Source organism: Peribacillus sp. P4_B1 (genome assembly GCF_056402395.1).
The window spans coordinates 135,441-150,489 of record NZ_JBFUHM010000003.1; the positions used below are offsets into that span (position 1 = coordinate 135,441).

9 protein-coding genes and 1 pseudogene are annotated in these 15,049 nt (G+C 42.6%); 4 read left to right on the forward strand and 6 right to left on the reverse strand.

Going from position 1 to position 15,049, the window contains the following annotated elements; translation table 11 throughout:
• Positions 1-370 precede the first annotated feature (370 nt).
• Positions 371-1,996, forward strand: coding sequence for a hypothetical protein (locus AC1DVK_RS02995; RefSeq protein ID WP_477625792.1), 1,626 nt, complete (start codon positions 371-373; stop codon positions 1,994-1,996).
• Positions 1,989-4,961, forward strand: coding sequence for a DEAD/DEAH box helicase (locus AC1DVK_RS03000; RefSeq protein ID WP_477625793.1), 2,973 nt, complete (start codon positions 1,989-1,991; stop codon positions 4,959-4,961). Before AC1DVK_RS02995 ends, AC1DVK_RS03000 begins: the two co-directional genes overlap by 8 nt.
• Positions 4,962-5,218: 257 nt before the next feature.
• Here the strand turns inward: AC1DVK_RS03000 and AC1DVK_RS03005 are convergent.
• Positions 5,219-5,582: pseudogene (locus AC1DVK_RS03005) on the reverse strand (transposase); the annotation flags it as partial.
• Positions 5,583-5,830: 248 nt separating this feature from the next.
• Positions 5,831-6,439 carry a LysE/ArgO family amino acid transporter gene (locus AC1DVK_RS03010; protein WP_061465643.1) on the reverse strand — a complete coding sequence of 203 codons (609 nt, stop codon included), beginning with the start codon at positions 6,437-6,439 and terminating at the stop codon, positions 5,831-5,833.
• A 32-nt stretch (positions 6,440-6,471) separates the two neighbouring features.
• Here AC1DVK_RS03010 and AC1DVK_RS03015 point away from each other — a divergent pair, with 32 nt between their 5' ends.
• A complete protein-coding gene (locus tag AC1DVK_RS03015; protein WP_477625794.1) occupies positions 6,472-8,010 on the forward strand; it encodes an aminotransferase-like domain-containing protein in 1,539 nt (512 codons plus the stop codon).
• 146 nt (positions 8,011-8,156) lie between these two features.
• On the opposite strand, the gene AC1DVK_RS03020 is transcribed toward AC1DVK_RS03015, so the two are convergent.
• Entirely contained in the window at positions 8,157-8,573 is a 417-nt protein-coding gene (locus AC1DVK_RS03020) for a hypothetical protein (protein WP_410860599.1), read from the reverse strand.
• Positions 8,574-8,781: 208 nt separating this feature from the next.
• Here AC1DVK_RS03020 and AC1DVK_RS03025 point away from each other — a divergent pair, with 208 nt between their 5' ends.
• Positions 8,782-9,135, forward strand: coding sequence for a hypothetical protein (locus AC1DVK_RS03025; RefSeq protein ID WP_477625795.1), 354 nt, complete (start codon positions 8,782-8,784; stop codon positions 9,133-9,135).
• A gap of 15 nt (positions 9,136-9,150) precedes the next feature.
• Here AC1DVK_RS03025 and AC1DVK_RS03030 read toward each other — a convergent pair whose 3' ends face one another.
• The 3 genes from AC1DVK_RS03030 to AC1DVK_RS03040 form a co-directional block, all read right to left on the reverse strand.
• Positions 9,151-12,885: a S8 family serine peptidase gene (locus AC1DVK_RS03030; protein ID WP_477625796.1), complete on the reverse strand. Its 3,735-nt coding sequence runs from the start codon at positions 12,883-12,885 to the stop codon at positions 9,151-9,153.
• A 208-nt stretch (positions 12,886-13,093) separates the two neighbouring features.
• Positions 13,094-13,996, reverse strand: coding sequence for an ABC transporter permease (locus AC1DVK_RS03035; RefSeq protein WP_089362004.1), 903 nt, complete (start codon positions 13,994-13,996; stop codon positions 13,094-13,096).
• Positions 13,997-14,008: 12 nt separating this feature from the next.
• Positions 14,009-15,013 (reverse strand): ABC transporter permease, encoded by a 1,005-nt coding sequence (locus tag AC1DVK_RS03040; protein WP_061465651.1) that lies wholly within the window; start codon positions 15,011-15,013, stop codon positions 14,009-14,011.
• Positions 15,014-15,049 lie beyond the last annotated feature (36 nt).

Genomic DNA, 15,049 nt, shown 5'->3' on the forward strand with positions numbered 1-15,049 from the left:
AGGATGAAGGATTCGTGGCATCGTTATCTTGAAGGCCAGTTATTCCTGTTTGGAAGGCTATATATCCGAACTGCTTATATTCATGAGGGTTTTTGACGATATTGACTTTTACAGGGTTTAAATGAATATACGGCTTGTGGCATTGATGATTTGTTCGATTAAATGGATGAAGATGCAAAGTGAACGGCCATGAAATAAGTCCAGCATGATGCATATGATGGCTAAAAAAAGGCATTGCGGCAATTGCTCGGGATGTAATATACACGTCAAATCCTCGGTTAACCGAGGCAATAATATGGTTATTAAAGTACTGATAGTATATACAAAATATAATTTTGGTTAACAGGGATTGACCCTGAAGGAGGAGAGTATGGAGCGGGAGTTGTTGTTAGTTGGGGAAAGGCTGGCGGAATTTTTGGAGGTCGGGAATCCGGAAGATTCAGACGTGGTGAATCAAGGGCTCCAGTTATACCGTCAGGGGCTTGTTGATATTAAAGAAGAAGCGGTAGATACGATTGTGGCCGAGGTACAGGATGAGACTCGCTTTAAGTCCAGGTTGAATCTTCTCTTCCCTCAGGATGGAAGCTGTACATGTGATTCAAGGTTCATTTGCCGGCATCAAATGGCCGTTTTCTTTTCTGCGTATTCAGAAAACGCTAGTGTTTCCGATTGGCTGAGTGAATGGAAAGCACCAAAAGATACCTCAACCGCCCAAGCACTGCAGCAAGTAAAACGGGCGAGTGAATTACTTAAACAAGCGGGGGAAAAATCCCTCATCTTAGATAAAAACTATCCTTCATGGAAGCAATTCGTGAATGCAACCTTTGCGGAACATGTCGAGCCCCATATAGGCGAGCCTACTTATATAATTGAAAACCATATACAAACATACTTTAAACGCCTTAGCTCTAAAGCTCCAATGGAAAGGGAATGGAAACTGCTTTATCATTTTGTTACGCAATTTTGCACGATGCAGCTGACACTGAGAATGATTCAGTTACATAAAAGTCAGCCACAAACGATTCGGGTCTTTTATGCACTTGCTGTCGACCTAGCGGAAGAGCTGCATGAAACGGTGCAGCCGCTTAGCCGGCAAGCCAGGCCCTTCGCCTTTGACCCCTTCGTTTTCAGCATCAAGGAAGATGTAGCTAAATTACTTGACGGAGTAGAAGGTCTAGAATATGAAAAGATCGATCTCTACCGGGAGATTTGGAGCTTCTTATTCTCCAATTCCTCATGGCGTAAAGAGGAACTGGAACGAATCAAGAAAGAACTTCCTGAGAAGTATATGGGCACAACTGAGAGGACGTCCTATTCCCTCGCAGCCATTCACCTTTCCCTTCTGGAGAATCAAGATAAACAAGCGATTGGACTTCTCCATGAATTGAAGAAGGAAGCCTGTCCATACATTTTTTATTGGCTGAATCTCCTGTCTGAATCAGACAATCGGTCACGGGCCATTCCTTTCATTGAATTCATCATCGCTAATGTCCAGGGGTTCCTTGCCGATTTATCCGATTATTATCAGCGGGTAGATTTCGTAAGGACCTTTACGACTTTAATCAGCAGTTGCTGTTATAAATTAAAACGGAACGATTTGCTAGAGAAATTCTACAGAGCCACCCTTCCGCACAGCTATTGGAACTATGCAAATTTCCTTTTTGAACAAGGACAATATAAAAAATGGGTGGAGATGCATATTTACTCAGAAATCAGCATTGACTTAATCAGCAGTGAATCCATCAAAGAAGTGGTCTCTAAAGAACCGGAACTAATCCTGCCCCTTTATTACCATGCGGTCCAGGAAAAAGTTTCCTTAAAGAACCGGCCTGCCTATAAGCAAGCTGTCCGTTATTTAAAAAGGATGCGCACCATCTATAAAAAGAGCAAAAAGGAAGACGTATTCGACCGTTATATTCTGTATGTGGCCGATTCAACCAAACGGCTTCGCGCTTTCCAAGAAGAACTAAAAAGGGGTAAGCTTATCGATGTTTAATCCAGGGAAATTAAAAATCAAAATAGCGGCTCTCGAAAACGGATCCTACGCCCTTGGTGCCGTCAATGAAGAGAATGCCTTCCTCAACACGAATTATATACGCAGGTTGCTATTCAATTGGGATGACGCAAGCTTTTATGGAACTAAAATGACTTCGGATACCATTGATGGAAATCCTGTATTCATTCTTGACGCTTGGGGACTCCTCAACTTTTTTGCGAAGGAGAGTTTCAACTCCTTCATAGAATGGGAATGGTCGGAGATATCCTCCCTTTGCCTGTCTGCTGCGCCTGTTCTTCATGAATCCATCGAAGCGGGGATCCCCGTACCGGATTTCACTAATCTTCAGTTGGACTCCATCGGCTGGAAGCTGCCGGAAGAGGTAGAGGAGGAATTCGTCCCTTCCTTTTGGGAAGAAGAAATATCTTTAGATCTCCCTTCACCAGAAGTGGAAACCAATCGGACTTTTATCGAGAAATGGTATAACGGTGCCGCTAATATGTATTTAAAAAACTACTCACCTATGCAGCATAAATGGAGTGAAGCCGTCGGGGCATTAAAGGATTCAAGACTTTCCCCCGAAGAATTGCAGGCCTTTTTTGACAAAGACAGCTGGCAGGAATGGCTTGGGACCCAGCCTGATCCCAAACCATTCACTATAGGTCTCCGTTTGACTGAGCCTCCGGATGGTAATGGGCCCTGGGTACTTGATGTTACCCTTCGTTCCAAAAGGGATGAGAATATCATCGAAACCTATACAGGAAAAAAACTGCCGCGCGGCTGGAATAAGTATGCAAGCGAAGTGGTGCGTGCTACGAAACGCTGGCAACTCGTCGTACCATGGCTTGGAGAGAATGGACGTCTAAAAAGGGAGATTTCGGAAACGGATGCATGGGAATTCTTGACCGACGCAAGCGAAAAACTCCTGTTTCTTGGCGTCGAAATTCTCCTTCCATCCTGGTGGCTTGCCTTGAAGGAGTCCTCTTTGAAGGTGAAGGCGAAAGTAAAGAGCCAATCGAACCGCGGCCCTTCTTATGTCGGGTTAAAAGCTTTAATGGACTTTGATTGGCGGTTCTCTTTAAATGGAAAAGAGCTCACTGAGGCGGAGTTCGAGGAGCTCGTCGATGAAAAAAGGCGGCTTGTTTTCATCCGCGGCCAATGGGTCAAGCTTGACCCCGCTTTCATTAAACAAATTCAGGAGCTGATTGAAACAGCTAATGAAAAAGGAATCCAACTGACTGACTTGCTGCAGCAGGAACTGTTGAACGGCGAAAATGAAGATGACGATAGTGATTCTGAAAACGACGAAATGCTCCGAATTCAATTTGAATTGAACCAGGAGCTTCGTAAAATGGTGGGAAGACTCAGGGAAACCAAAAACATCTCCATCCTGCCCGTCCCTAATGCACTTCAAGGCGATTTACGCCCCTATCAAAAACTGGGCATGAGCTGGCTCCTTTTTTTAAGGGAGCATGGCTTTGGTGCTTGTCTAGCTGACGATATGGGGCTTGGAAAAACAGTCCAGATGATAGCCTACCTCCTTCATGTAAAAGACAAAGAAGGAGCCAGTAAAGAGCTGCCCACTGCCCATATGGACGAACAAAAGAGTGAACCGATCATTGTTGATGAGGATAGTAACGCAGAGAGCTGCGAAGAGGCTGAGGTCAATACCGCTACATGCGAATCGATCTCTGTACAATCGTCGCTCATCGTATGCCCAACATCCGTCCTAGGCAACTGGCAAAAGGAATTGGAGAAATTCGCACCAACACTAAAAGTTCACCTTCACTACGGGTCTAATCGGGCTAAAGGTGAAGCATTTGCTAAAATAGCAGTGGATCATGATATTGTCTTAACATCATATGGCCTTACCCACCAAGATGCAGCTGAACTATCCTCCATCCATTGGAGCAGCGTGATCCTTGATGAAGCACAAAACATCAAGAATGCCCAAACAAAGCAATCCAAAGCGGTCCGCAAGCTAAATGGCAGGCATCATATTGCCTTATCGGGTACGCCAATGGAAAACCGTTTAAGTGAGCTATGGGCGATTTTCGATTTCATAAATAAAGGGTATCTTGGAACGCTAGGACAGTTTCAGGAAAAATATGTGGCAACCATTGAACGTGATGAACAGAAGGATAAAATCAAAGAATTACAGCGTTTGATACAGCCATTTTTGCTCCGCCGTACAAAACGCGATAAAGAAGTCGCCCTTAATCTGCCGGATAAGCAAGAACAAAAGGAATTCGTACCGCTTACCACCGAGCAAGCATCGTTGTATGAACAACTGATCAAAGATACATTCACTGATATCGAACAACTGTCGGCCTTCGAAAGAAAAGGCATCATCCTGCAGATGCTGAATAAGCTAAAGCAACTTTGCAATCATCCGGCTCTTTACTTAAAAGAGATGGAAAAGGAAAACATCATGAAGGCGCCTAACCGTTCTGGCAAACTCGAGAAGCTGACTGAGCTTGTCGATGCTGTCCGCGAACAGGATGAAAGCTGTCTCATTTTCACTCAATATATTGGTATGGGCAATATGATGAAGGAATTGTTGGAAAAACGGTATGGCTTTGAAGTGCCATTCCTGAACGGGAGTGCGAACAAGAAGCAGCGTGATGATATGATCACTCGATTCCAAGATGGGGAATTCCCTGTCTTTATCCTGTCGTTGAAAGCAGGCGGCACGGGGCTGAATCTAACAGAAGCAAACCACGTGATTCACTATGATCGCTGGTGGAACCCAGCTGTTGAAAATCAAGCAACCGACCGTGCATATCGAATTGGACAACAGCGTTTCGTTCATGTTCATAAGCTAATTTGCACAGGGACACTGGAAGAAAAAATTGACCAGATGCTTGACAAAAAGCAAGCCCTGAACGACGAGATCATCAGCAGTGACAACTGGATCACCGAACTTTCCACAGAGGAAATCAAGGACTTGGTTGCTCTTCAATAATGTTCTCACACTCAAGAATCCGCTCTCACGATACGAAGTTGAATGAGGGCATGCTAGCTTATCAAGACATAAGAAAATACAGGAGAATACATATTCGATATGTATTCTCCTTTTTATTCAAAAAGCACGGGTTAATGCTGCAAAAACGACCTCAGTTACTTCATTTTTCAAACTCCGAAAACCTTTCATAGCTTTCTGGACTGGTATATAACTTTCCCTGTCCGCCCATACTTAAGTAGCCATCCACCATCGATCTAAATCTGTTCAAATAAGTCTGTATCTTTAAAGCGTCGCTCATCATTTTTCCCGGACGTTGAAAGAGGCACTTTATCATGGAAACCATAAAGAACCACCGGTAAGCCATATTTGTTTCAACTTCTTCGATCGTTTTTACGCATGGAACGAATACCGAAGTTATATTGAATGAATGTCAGTTTAACTAAAATAACTGGATCAATACTTGTGCGTCCTACCTCTGGATACATATCTTTCACCAAGTCATATTGAATGAGAAGTCAATGGCGGCCTCCATTTTTCGAACCAAATGGTCGCTGGCACCAGTTGATCTAAAGTAATCATTTCAAGTTGATCTCGCTGAATGGAATCATGTTTAGAAAGCATCCTCATCACCTAAAGTTTTAATACTTCCATTTTAAAACAAAAAAGACTGTAGGCAAAAAGAGATTTTAATTTTATAACGAAGTTGATTGGAACGGGTGTGCGAGACCCCTGCGGGAAAAGCGCGTCTAGGGGCCCCAAAGGCGCAAGCCGAGGGCGGGACAGCCCTCGGAAAGCGAGTGCCCTGCGTTCCAATCAACGTTCAAATTGTACAAGCCATAAAAAAACTGTAGTTAAGTTCGAACTCTGTTTCAAAAAATCGATTTCACCATATAGAGTGCCGTAATCCAGATGATGATTGCAGAGATTTTATTTAATATTCCAAGGAATTTGCCTGATGCATCAACCTTTTTCAACAGTCTTCCCGCAAAACATAATCCATGGAACCAGCACCATGACACAACGATGCATGTTCCCGTGAAAATCACTTTATCCATTCCTGAATAAACAAGTGAGCTCGAACCGATTACACCTATCGTATCCAAGATTGCATGTGGATTCAGTAATGATACTGATAAGGCAAATACAATTTGTTTTTTGGTGGACATTTGCATAGTTTGAGCGTCCGACTGTGGGTTCGCTTTGGCAGACCAAATTTGAAAACCCATATACAATAAAAAAATGACTCCGAATATGATTAATGTAAGACGCAGCCAATCATATTGCATGACAATTAACGAAACACCCAAAATAGCTAACAGGATGAGCACTGTATCACAAATGGCAGCTGTGATCGTTGCAGGCAATGCTTTTTTTAAGGTCGGTTGGATTGCACCTTGATTAAAAATAAATACATTTTGCACTCCTAATGGAAGTATCAGCCCCAATGCCAATAATAATCCATGAAAAAATGGTCCCATACGAATACTTCCCTCCATTCACATTCAGTATAATGAAAAAGACAAAGGAATTGACCCTCCATTTGGTTGGTATTCAACCCAACCAATTTATAATGAATTTAGAACATGAAAGGGGTGGTTTTCGTATGTTTATCGACTGGAGGCCAAACCGGCCGTCGAGCATATCACTACACCAACAAATAGTAGATTGGGTGAAACAACAAATTACACAAGGGGAATGGCCGGTTGCGACCAAGCTTCCCTCACAACGCTCATTAGCCGATTCTTTTGGCGTAAACCGAAGTACCGTCATTACAGCTATGGATGAATTGATTGCGGATGGATTATTAGAAACTAGGGTTGGATCTGGCACATTCGTTTCGAATAACACATGGAATGTGCTCGTCTCTAGCAAACAGCCCGACTGGAAAAACTATGTCCGCAATGGCCTTCATGAACCTAATTTAAAAACGATTCAGGACATTAATCAGCATGAAACGGACTCTGCCATCATCAGATTGGGCACCGGTGAACTTTCTCCAACTCTATTGCCTACTAAAAAAATCGAAAAGTCTTTGCAATCCACTTCTTTTGACGCCCACTCATTAGGTTATTCTGAACCCAAGGGTGATAAGAGGCTACGCCAAAGTATAAGTGTTTATTTAGAAACAAAAGGAATCAACGCTAGCCCAGGCTCCCTCATGATCGTTTCTGGCGGGCTTCAAGCACTCCAGTTGATTTCAGTTGGTTTACTTCAAAAGGGCTCAATGGTTTTACATGAATCCCCTTCCTATTTAAATTCTGTTCATCCCTTTCAATCTGCGGGAATGCAATTAGTAGGTTTATCAAAACAAGGCCGGGAAAGTATTCCGACACAAATAAAGCGCATCAATGGAAGGAAGAAAGCGTCACTGTTTTATACTGTTCCAACGTTTAACAATCCAACCAATACTACATGGACTAAAGAAGAAAGACTAAACCTCTTATCCACATGCAAAAAAGAACAGATTCCGATTATTGAAGATGACGTATATAGTGACTTGTGGTTTGAAAAGAGACCACCGCTACCTATAAAATCCCTTGATACAGATGGCCTTGTATTGCACATTGGCAGTATGTCCAAAACATTGAGCCCCGGATTGCGCATCGGATGGATTGCTGGTCCAATAACTGTGATTGAACGTTTAGCAGATATTAAAATGCAAATGGATTACGGTTCCAGTGCACTGTCTCAACACCTTGTCGCAGAATGGTTAGAAAGTGGTCAATATACAAAACATTTAGAGTGGCTAAGGCATCAGTTGATAGTACGTAGAGATTTTACATTATCTCTTCTCAATCAGTATTTTAAGGGACTAGCAGAATGGCAAATACCTCAAGGCGGATTTTATATATGGGTAAAGTTATGTAAACCAATTGTGAATCAAAACCTTTTCAAGCAAGCGATAAAGGAGAATCTTCTCCTTAATCCGGGGTACATATATGAACCAAATAACAATACGCATCTACGGCTTTCATATTCATACGCCTCGGAGGAACAATTAGATTATGGTATCCAAACCCTCTCAAAGATCATTCGGCGGTTGATTTGATACATGACATCATCGTGTTGAGACATTGATGGAGCTGCCTTGGCAGCCCCATTCTTATTGAACTGAACAATCTGAGTGGGTAAAGAAGTTGTCGAATTACGTTTCACTTAACGAAAGTCACCTGCCTAAGAAAGTTAAAGAGGATATCACGGGGTAGCGGCCTTCCTTTTTACATTCCACTCTTTCGGTTGGATGATGAAAAAAGAATGGTGATTTCCATGATTTATCATAATATGATCGAGGATTGCGATAAGCGCCTCACCCTTATTCTGCTGATATTCATCTGAACTTTCCTCAATGGTGATTTTTTCCTGGTGGGGGTCATAATTAATAGATGTTTTAGCACCCTTTTCAAAAAAGGAAAGGGTAACCTCCTGACATAGGGGATAATCCTGATAGGGTGAATCCGAGCGGGGCTCCTTTTCAAATGGAGAATTGACGTGCTGAAGTGCATCAAAAAAACTTGGTTTTGTAAGATTTGACCTGTGGCTTCCTTTTTCTTCAAATTTCACTGTAATTCCACGACTATATACCTTTTTGCTCGATTTCTTCTTATAAATCATAGACATCCTCCTTTTTTCTGATTCTTTATACCTAATTCCTTTATCTTTCACCAAATACCTGCTAGATAATAAAAATAATTCCCCACTAATAGATTTCCATATAAGCACAGTGAAAACACAGGAAACTACACCTAAAGAATTATACTTCAAATCCATAATCCGGAAAAAAAAGCCCTCTTGGATAAGAGGACTCATACTGAAGACAAATTTGAATAAAGCGAGTTTGCCTTCAGTTTTTTCTTTTGGCTCTTTTCGTAAAGATTGTTGTTTTAAAACGAAACTTTTAAGGTTGATTGGAGCGGAAGTGCGAGACTCCTGCGGGAGCAGCAGGACAGGTGAGACCCCACAGGCGTTTACGCCGAGGAGGCTCACCGCCCGCACCAAGGAAAGCGAGCATCTGGAGGGGAAATCAACCACAACTCACTACCTGGTAAATAGCAACAAAGTATGTGAAAACAGCCTTCCTTTAAAAAAGTTCCAATCAACGTTCGAATTACACAAACCCTCAAAAAAACTATCGGTAAAATCACTTATGTCTACAAACTGCAGCCCTCTTGGATAAGAGGGCTGTTTTTGGTCATTTTTTTGCTTTATTGATGTTAAAGGATTTCTTCGATTCATTTCCTGCAAGATCGGTCACCTTAAATTCGAACTTGTTGTTGCCTGATTTAAGCGGCAGTTCCAAATCCTCTATCTTCTTCTTATAGGCACGCATTTTATATGGTTCCTTGAATTCATTATAGAAAACTTCGCTTCCGTTTAGATAAAGGCGGATTTCATCGAAATTATCTTCTACCGTCACATCCACTCTTGGATTTTTACCTTTGACTCCCACAGTTGCCGGTACACCTTTTACTTTTAAACCTGGTTTTGTTGCATCGACCATAATCGTCCGTTTAAAGGAAACCGTGTTATCCCATTTGTCCGTTGCTTTAACCGTAAAGTTTTGGACGCCATCTTCAAACTTCTTTTCATAAGTGAATTCATATTTATTATTCGTTTTGTTATACGTTACAGGGACCGTTTTATCATCGATTTTAAATTCTTTGATTTCCGACGCTTCTTCAATATCTCCTGTTATTTTGATTTTATTTTTATTGTTCACGCTTAAGGCCTCAGGACTTTTAATCTTTACAGCTGGTGCATGATTATCGATTGGAGCTGAATCATTAGCTAATTCAGTTTCAGCCGTTTTTTCATTACCTGCATAGTCAATTGCCACTACCTGAACCTTTTCCCCTTTTACATCAGGTAGAGTGAATTGTTTCGCATTCGCTGGAAGCGGCTCTTCCATTATGGATGCTCCATCGACTTGTACATCGTAATAGGCAAGTCCTGAACCATTCAAATTATCCTTACCTTGGATGGTTAATACATTACCTTTTTTCGAAATCTTGACTGTCGGCTTTACCGTATCGATTTTGATAGGCATTTTAAACGTCTGCCATTTTGCACCCTCGTAATCTATCATCGCTTTGATTTCAAAATAATAGACCCCATCCTTAGCGAGTGCATTATTGATTTTACCGTCCCATTTACGGGCTGGATTAATTGTGTATGCAGTCCCTTTTCCACCATCATAATAGTCCTTTCGCACATTATTCTCCGCGCGAATTTTCCGGACTGATTTGTTCTCACCATTCAATATATTGAACTCTACCTTTTTCGCATTCCTCAAGAATGATAGGACCGGCACGAAGTCATCCTGTGCTCCATCGCCGTTGGGGGAAATCGCAATATTTTTGCCATTAAATGTTTTTCCTGCAGGGTCATAGCCAAGATAAGTGAAATCTTTCCCTGCTGTCGATACTGCTCCTGCCCTGCCATAGAAAGACTCTTTATCATATATAGTGCCATCCAAGATCGGTGCCTTGTCCCATTCCCCTTTAAACCCTACATACGGTACATGCAGTTCCGGATGAGTGTCAGCTGGATCCTTCAATGAAATGAACCCTTCAACAAAATATCCATTTGGGAAGACCTTGTCAATGTCTACAAGAGTCTGAAGGTCATCTCCAAGCACCTTTGCATTGGAGATGTCCACTTTCACTTCGAATGTAACCGATTTTTTTGCAGGTACGGTAATCTTATTTGTACTTCTATTATTGATTTTAATTGAAGCGTCCTTAATTTCCTGTGCTTCTAACTGGTTAGCGGAATAACCCAGTTGTCCCTGGATTGCATAGTCTGTTTGGATATTTCCTTTTACATCATATTTGACTGCTTTGTTGCTGAAGTTTTCAACCTTTAAAGTAAACGCGAACTTATTGCCGATCTCCTTCATTGCAACCTTCGCTTCTTTCGTGAATGCCTCCGTCACGACAGCTGGTGTGGACAATGCGGCTTGCAGCTGCATGACTCCAGCTCCTTGCCTGCGAGGCGAGTATGGGTTATCCCAGTCAAGGGCCTTATTTACGACACCCTGATCCGTTAATGGTTTTGAAGTATTCATCATCAGGTTCTTAGCCAAATTTGCCCGGGCAAATCCATCTAATTTAAAGTCTTTATCCACTCTTTCAAGAACCAGTGCAGAGCCGCCGGAAACATGTGGTGCAGCCATCGAAGTACCGCTCATCATACCATATTCATCATTGTTCAACGTCGAATAAATTTGTCCGCCTGGAGCAGTGATTTCCGGTTTGAAGTCCAGGTTCGGTGCGACTCCCCATGAACTGAATGAGCTCATTTTTCCTGCTTCTGGATTTACAGCTTTTGTTTTATCACCATTAAAGGTAATCTTCACCTTTTCTCCATCCATTAAGGCCGTTTTCAGCTTTGCACCATCCGATTTCAACATAAACAGCTGCGGAATGGTGATGCTTGGATCTGTAGCCATGGAGATATATCCGTCAGCATTATTGAAAATAATCACGCCAGCCGCTCCTGCTGCCTGGGCATTTTGCGCTTTTTCTATAAAAGAAAGCGTGCCGCGCTCGATGAGGGCGAATTTTCCTTTTACATCCACTTTGGAAAGCTCCCCTGGCGTCCCAAGACCTGCAGCGACCAAGTCATATGTTTTATCCTTTAATGCATTGGGATGTACGCTTGAGGCCGACATGAACGGCGCTTTTCCTGCTTGCCCGTTTATATCATATGTCGCCGCATCCAAATCCATATAGTTATTCTCGACCGATGCAACTTGTACCGAATCATAAGCAAGTCCAGGTGAACCTGAAACTCCAATATCCGGGTTCGAAGCTAACGGGTTTGCAAATCCATTTCCAAAGTGAGCCGAGTTTCCTGCTGAAATCGACATGAGAATCCCATTATCAACAGCTCTAGATACCGCCTGCTGCTCAGGATCTTCTGCTGATACAAAACCTGCAGTGGAACCAAGGCTCATATTCAGCACATCTGCCCCAAGGATGATTGCATCGTCAATTGCCTTAATATATATATCGCCCCAAGTTGTTTGCATGGCGGGATCATTTCCGAAGACCTTCAATGCTAGCAGCTGGGCTTCAGGAGCAACCCCTTTAATGCCGCCATTCTCTTCATCCCCATTGGCGCCAGCGGTTCCTGCTACATGCATTCCATGCATGGAGGCCCCTTCACCAAGGTCAAGGATTTCTTCATTTTCATCCATGTAATTGTATCCATAAGGTACCTTCGCCGTATAATAGTTGCCTAATAGATGGCTAGATTCCTTTATTCCGCTAATTTCACTTTTAGTCAGTTCTGCCTTATTCTCGTCGTTTAGGACCATATCACGGTGTGATGGGTCGATTCCAGTATCGATAATCCCGACGACCATCCCTTCGCCTTTATATCCATATTCCCGCCAAGCTTCCTGGGCTTGGACAAGTTCTTTACTATAAAGCATCTCGGGTTTTTCTACAGGACGTTCATATTCATTCGCTATATGTACCTCAGCAACTTCAGGCATGGCTTCCACCTTTTTGATTTCGCCATACTGAAGTTCACCACTGAACCCATTGACGACTGTCGTAAAGCTTTCAAGTTCCTTGAAAGCTATTTTTTTCGCTTTCACCTTTTTTTTCAATTTCTTCTGGTTAGCCAGCTTTTCAGACTTTAATTGTTGTTTCTTACTTTTCGATAACTGTTTAAATAGCTTACCCTCTTTGGAAGCTATTTCTATCGCAGGCGCTTCCTTCATCTCTACGATGACCCTGACCTTCTCGTTACTTTTATAATTCTTTCCCATATCGTTTTTCTTCAACTTCAGGATATTCTGCTGATTTTTCTTCCCTTCACCAGAGCCGCTCGGTGAATTCGGAAGCTGGGCAGCGGAAACGCTTGCAGTAAACACTAATAGAAAGATTGCCAGAATGGACAAGCTACGTTTAATCAATGAACTTTTCCCCCTCTAAAATAATGAATATTTGGAATTTTCTTACTGAGTATAAAAGTATCACAACTTTTGGGGTGATTTAAGAGATAATAGTCACTATTTTCCTATTTAGAACTAGGATATTGTCATTATTTTTCATATATTAATAGATTCACAAGATAATCGACAAAAAGATGGTGATGTTAAAACTAACATCACCCATTTACTTCTAGTTTTTCATTCTTGGATCCAACGCATCGCGCAGTCCATCACCCATTAAGTTAAAGCCGAGGACAGTTAGCATAATCGCAAGACCAGGAAACAGCACCGTCCATGGTGCCTGAATGATAAATGACCTCGAATCGGCAAGCATTTTACCCCACTCTGGTGCCGGCGGTTGAGCACCGAGACCAAGGAACCCGAGTGCTGCACACTCAATGATGGCGGTGGCAATCGCCAAAGTACCTTGAACGATGATGGGTGCAAGGCTGTTCGGAAGGACGTGGTGAAGTAGAATCCTGCCATCCCCCATTCCTATTGCCTTGGCAGCTGTTACATATTCCTCTTCTTTCACCGTTAAAACTCTCGAACGTAAAAGCCTCCCGAATATCGGGATGTTGACGATGGCAATGGCAATGAGTGCGTTGCGAAGAGAAGGCCCCAAAACGGCCACTACGGCAATGGCAAGCAATATACTTGGGAATGCCAGAATGATGTCAAAGACCCTCGATATGATTGTATCTATCCACTTACCGTAATACCCGGCAATGATTCCAAAAAAAGATCCAACCACGACAGACCCTGCTACAGATAAAAAGCCGACTCCTATTGATATGCGCGAGCCATAAATGACCCTGCTCAAAATATCACGGCCAAATTCATCCGTTCCAAACCAGTGTTCCGCAGACGGTGCCAAATGTTTGTCACTTAGCTTTTGCCCCTCAAATGAATAGGGTGCTATAAGCGGCGCGAAGATGGCGATTAAGATGAAAAATAAAACAATCCCCATACCAACAAGGGCTACCTTATTTTTCTTAAAGCTTTTCCATCCTTCCTTCCAGGGAGAGATGACTTTTTCCTCTGTTTCTTTTGGAGGAAGGATTGGCGATGTATTCGTTGCAATTTCAGGCATGAGTTTCCCTCCCTATTTATACTTAATCCTAGGATCGATCGCTGCATACAACAAGTCCACAACAAGATTAATCATGACAAACAAAAAGGCGATGACCAGAATTCCGGACTGTATGACCGGATAATCCCGGGATAGTATTGCATCATAAATATATGTACCGATACCTGGCCACCCAAAAATGTTTTCCGTTAAAATGGCACCGCCTAAAAGTAATCCTGTCTGCAGGCCGATAACCGTCACCACTGGAATTAATGCATTCTTGAAGGAGTGCTTGTAAACGACCCAAAACATTCTCATCCCCTTAGCACGGGCTGTACGGATGAAATCCGACCTCATAACCTCCAGCATGGACGAACGTGTCATCCTTGCAATGATGGCCATCGGAATGGTCGCAAGCGCAATTCCTGGCAAAATGAGATGTTTGATCACTTCAAAAAATTGATCCACCCTGCCAGCAATGAGTGTATCCATCAAATACAAGCCCGTTATGGCCGCAACGGGATCCCTGATATTATCCCGCCCTGTCGTCGGAAGTAAATCCCATTGAATTGAAATGATGTATTGCTCCATTAATCCCAGCCAGAATATAGGCATGGACAGCCCAATCAATGCAATCACCATGGCTACATAATCAAACCATGAGTTTTGGAACCATGCTGATATTATCCCTGCATTTACACCAATGACCACTGCAATGATCATGGCGATCAATGCAAGCTCAATAGTGGCCATTAGGTATGGCCCGATTTCTTCGGAAACCGGACTATTCGTTTTTAACGATACACCCAGGTCACCCTTTAGCAGGCCAGATAAATAATCCCAAAATTGAATGAACCAAGGTTTATCCAAACCGAGTTCCTTTGTCATTGCCGCAACTGCCTCTTTTGTTGCTTGCTGTCCTAAAATTACTTGTGCTGGATTTCCAGGAATCGCCCGAATCATCATGAATACAATAAATGCCATTCCGAGTAACACTGGAATGAGAGATCCTAAACGTCGTACGGTATAGGAAAACAAAACAATCACCCGCCTTTTAAATAAGGGCCCTTCGAA

What these genes read in the sequence shown, in the direction of transcription:
- AC1DVK_RS02995 (WP_477625792.1), top strand. Translation starts at nt 371, where the DNA reads ATGGAGCGGGAGTTGTTGTTAGTTGGGGAAAGGCTGGCGGAATTTTTG.
- AC1DVK_RS03015 (WP_477625794.1), top strand. Translation starts at nt 6,472, where the DNA reads ATGAAAAAGACAAAGGAATTGACCCTCCATTTGGTTGGTATTCAACCC.
- AC1DVK_RS03020 (WP_410860599.1), bottom strand. Translation starts at nt 8,573, where the DNA reads ATGATTTATAAGAAGAAATCGAGCAAAAAGGTATATAGTCGTGGAATT.
- AC1DVK_RS03035 (WP_089362004.1), bottom strand. Translation starts at nt 13,996, where the DNA reads ATGCCTGAAATTGCAACGAATACATCGCCAATCCTTCCTCCAAAAGAA.
- AC1DVK_RS03000 (WP_477625793.1), top strand. Translation starts at nt 1,989, where the DNA reads ATGTTTAATCCAGGGAAATTAAAAATCAAAATAGCGGCTCTCGAAAAC.
- AC1DVK_RS03010 (WP_061465643.1), bottom strand. Translation starts at nt 6,439, where the DNA reads ATGGGACCATTTTTTCATGGATTATTATTGGCATTGGGGCTGATACTT.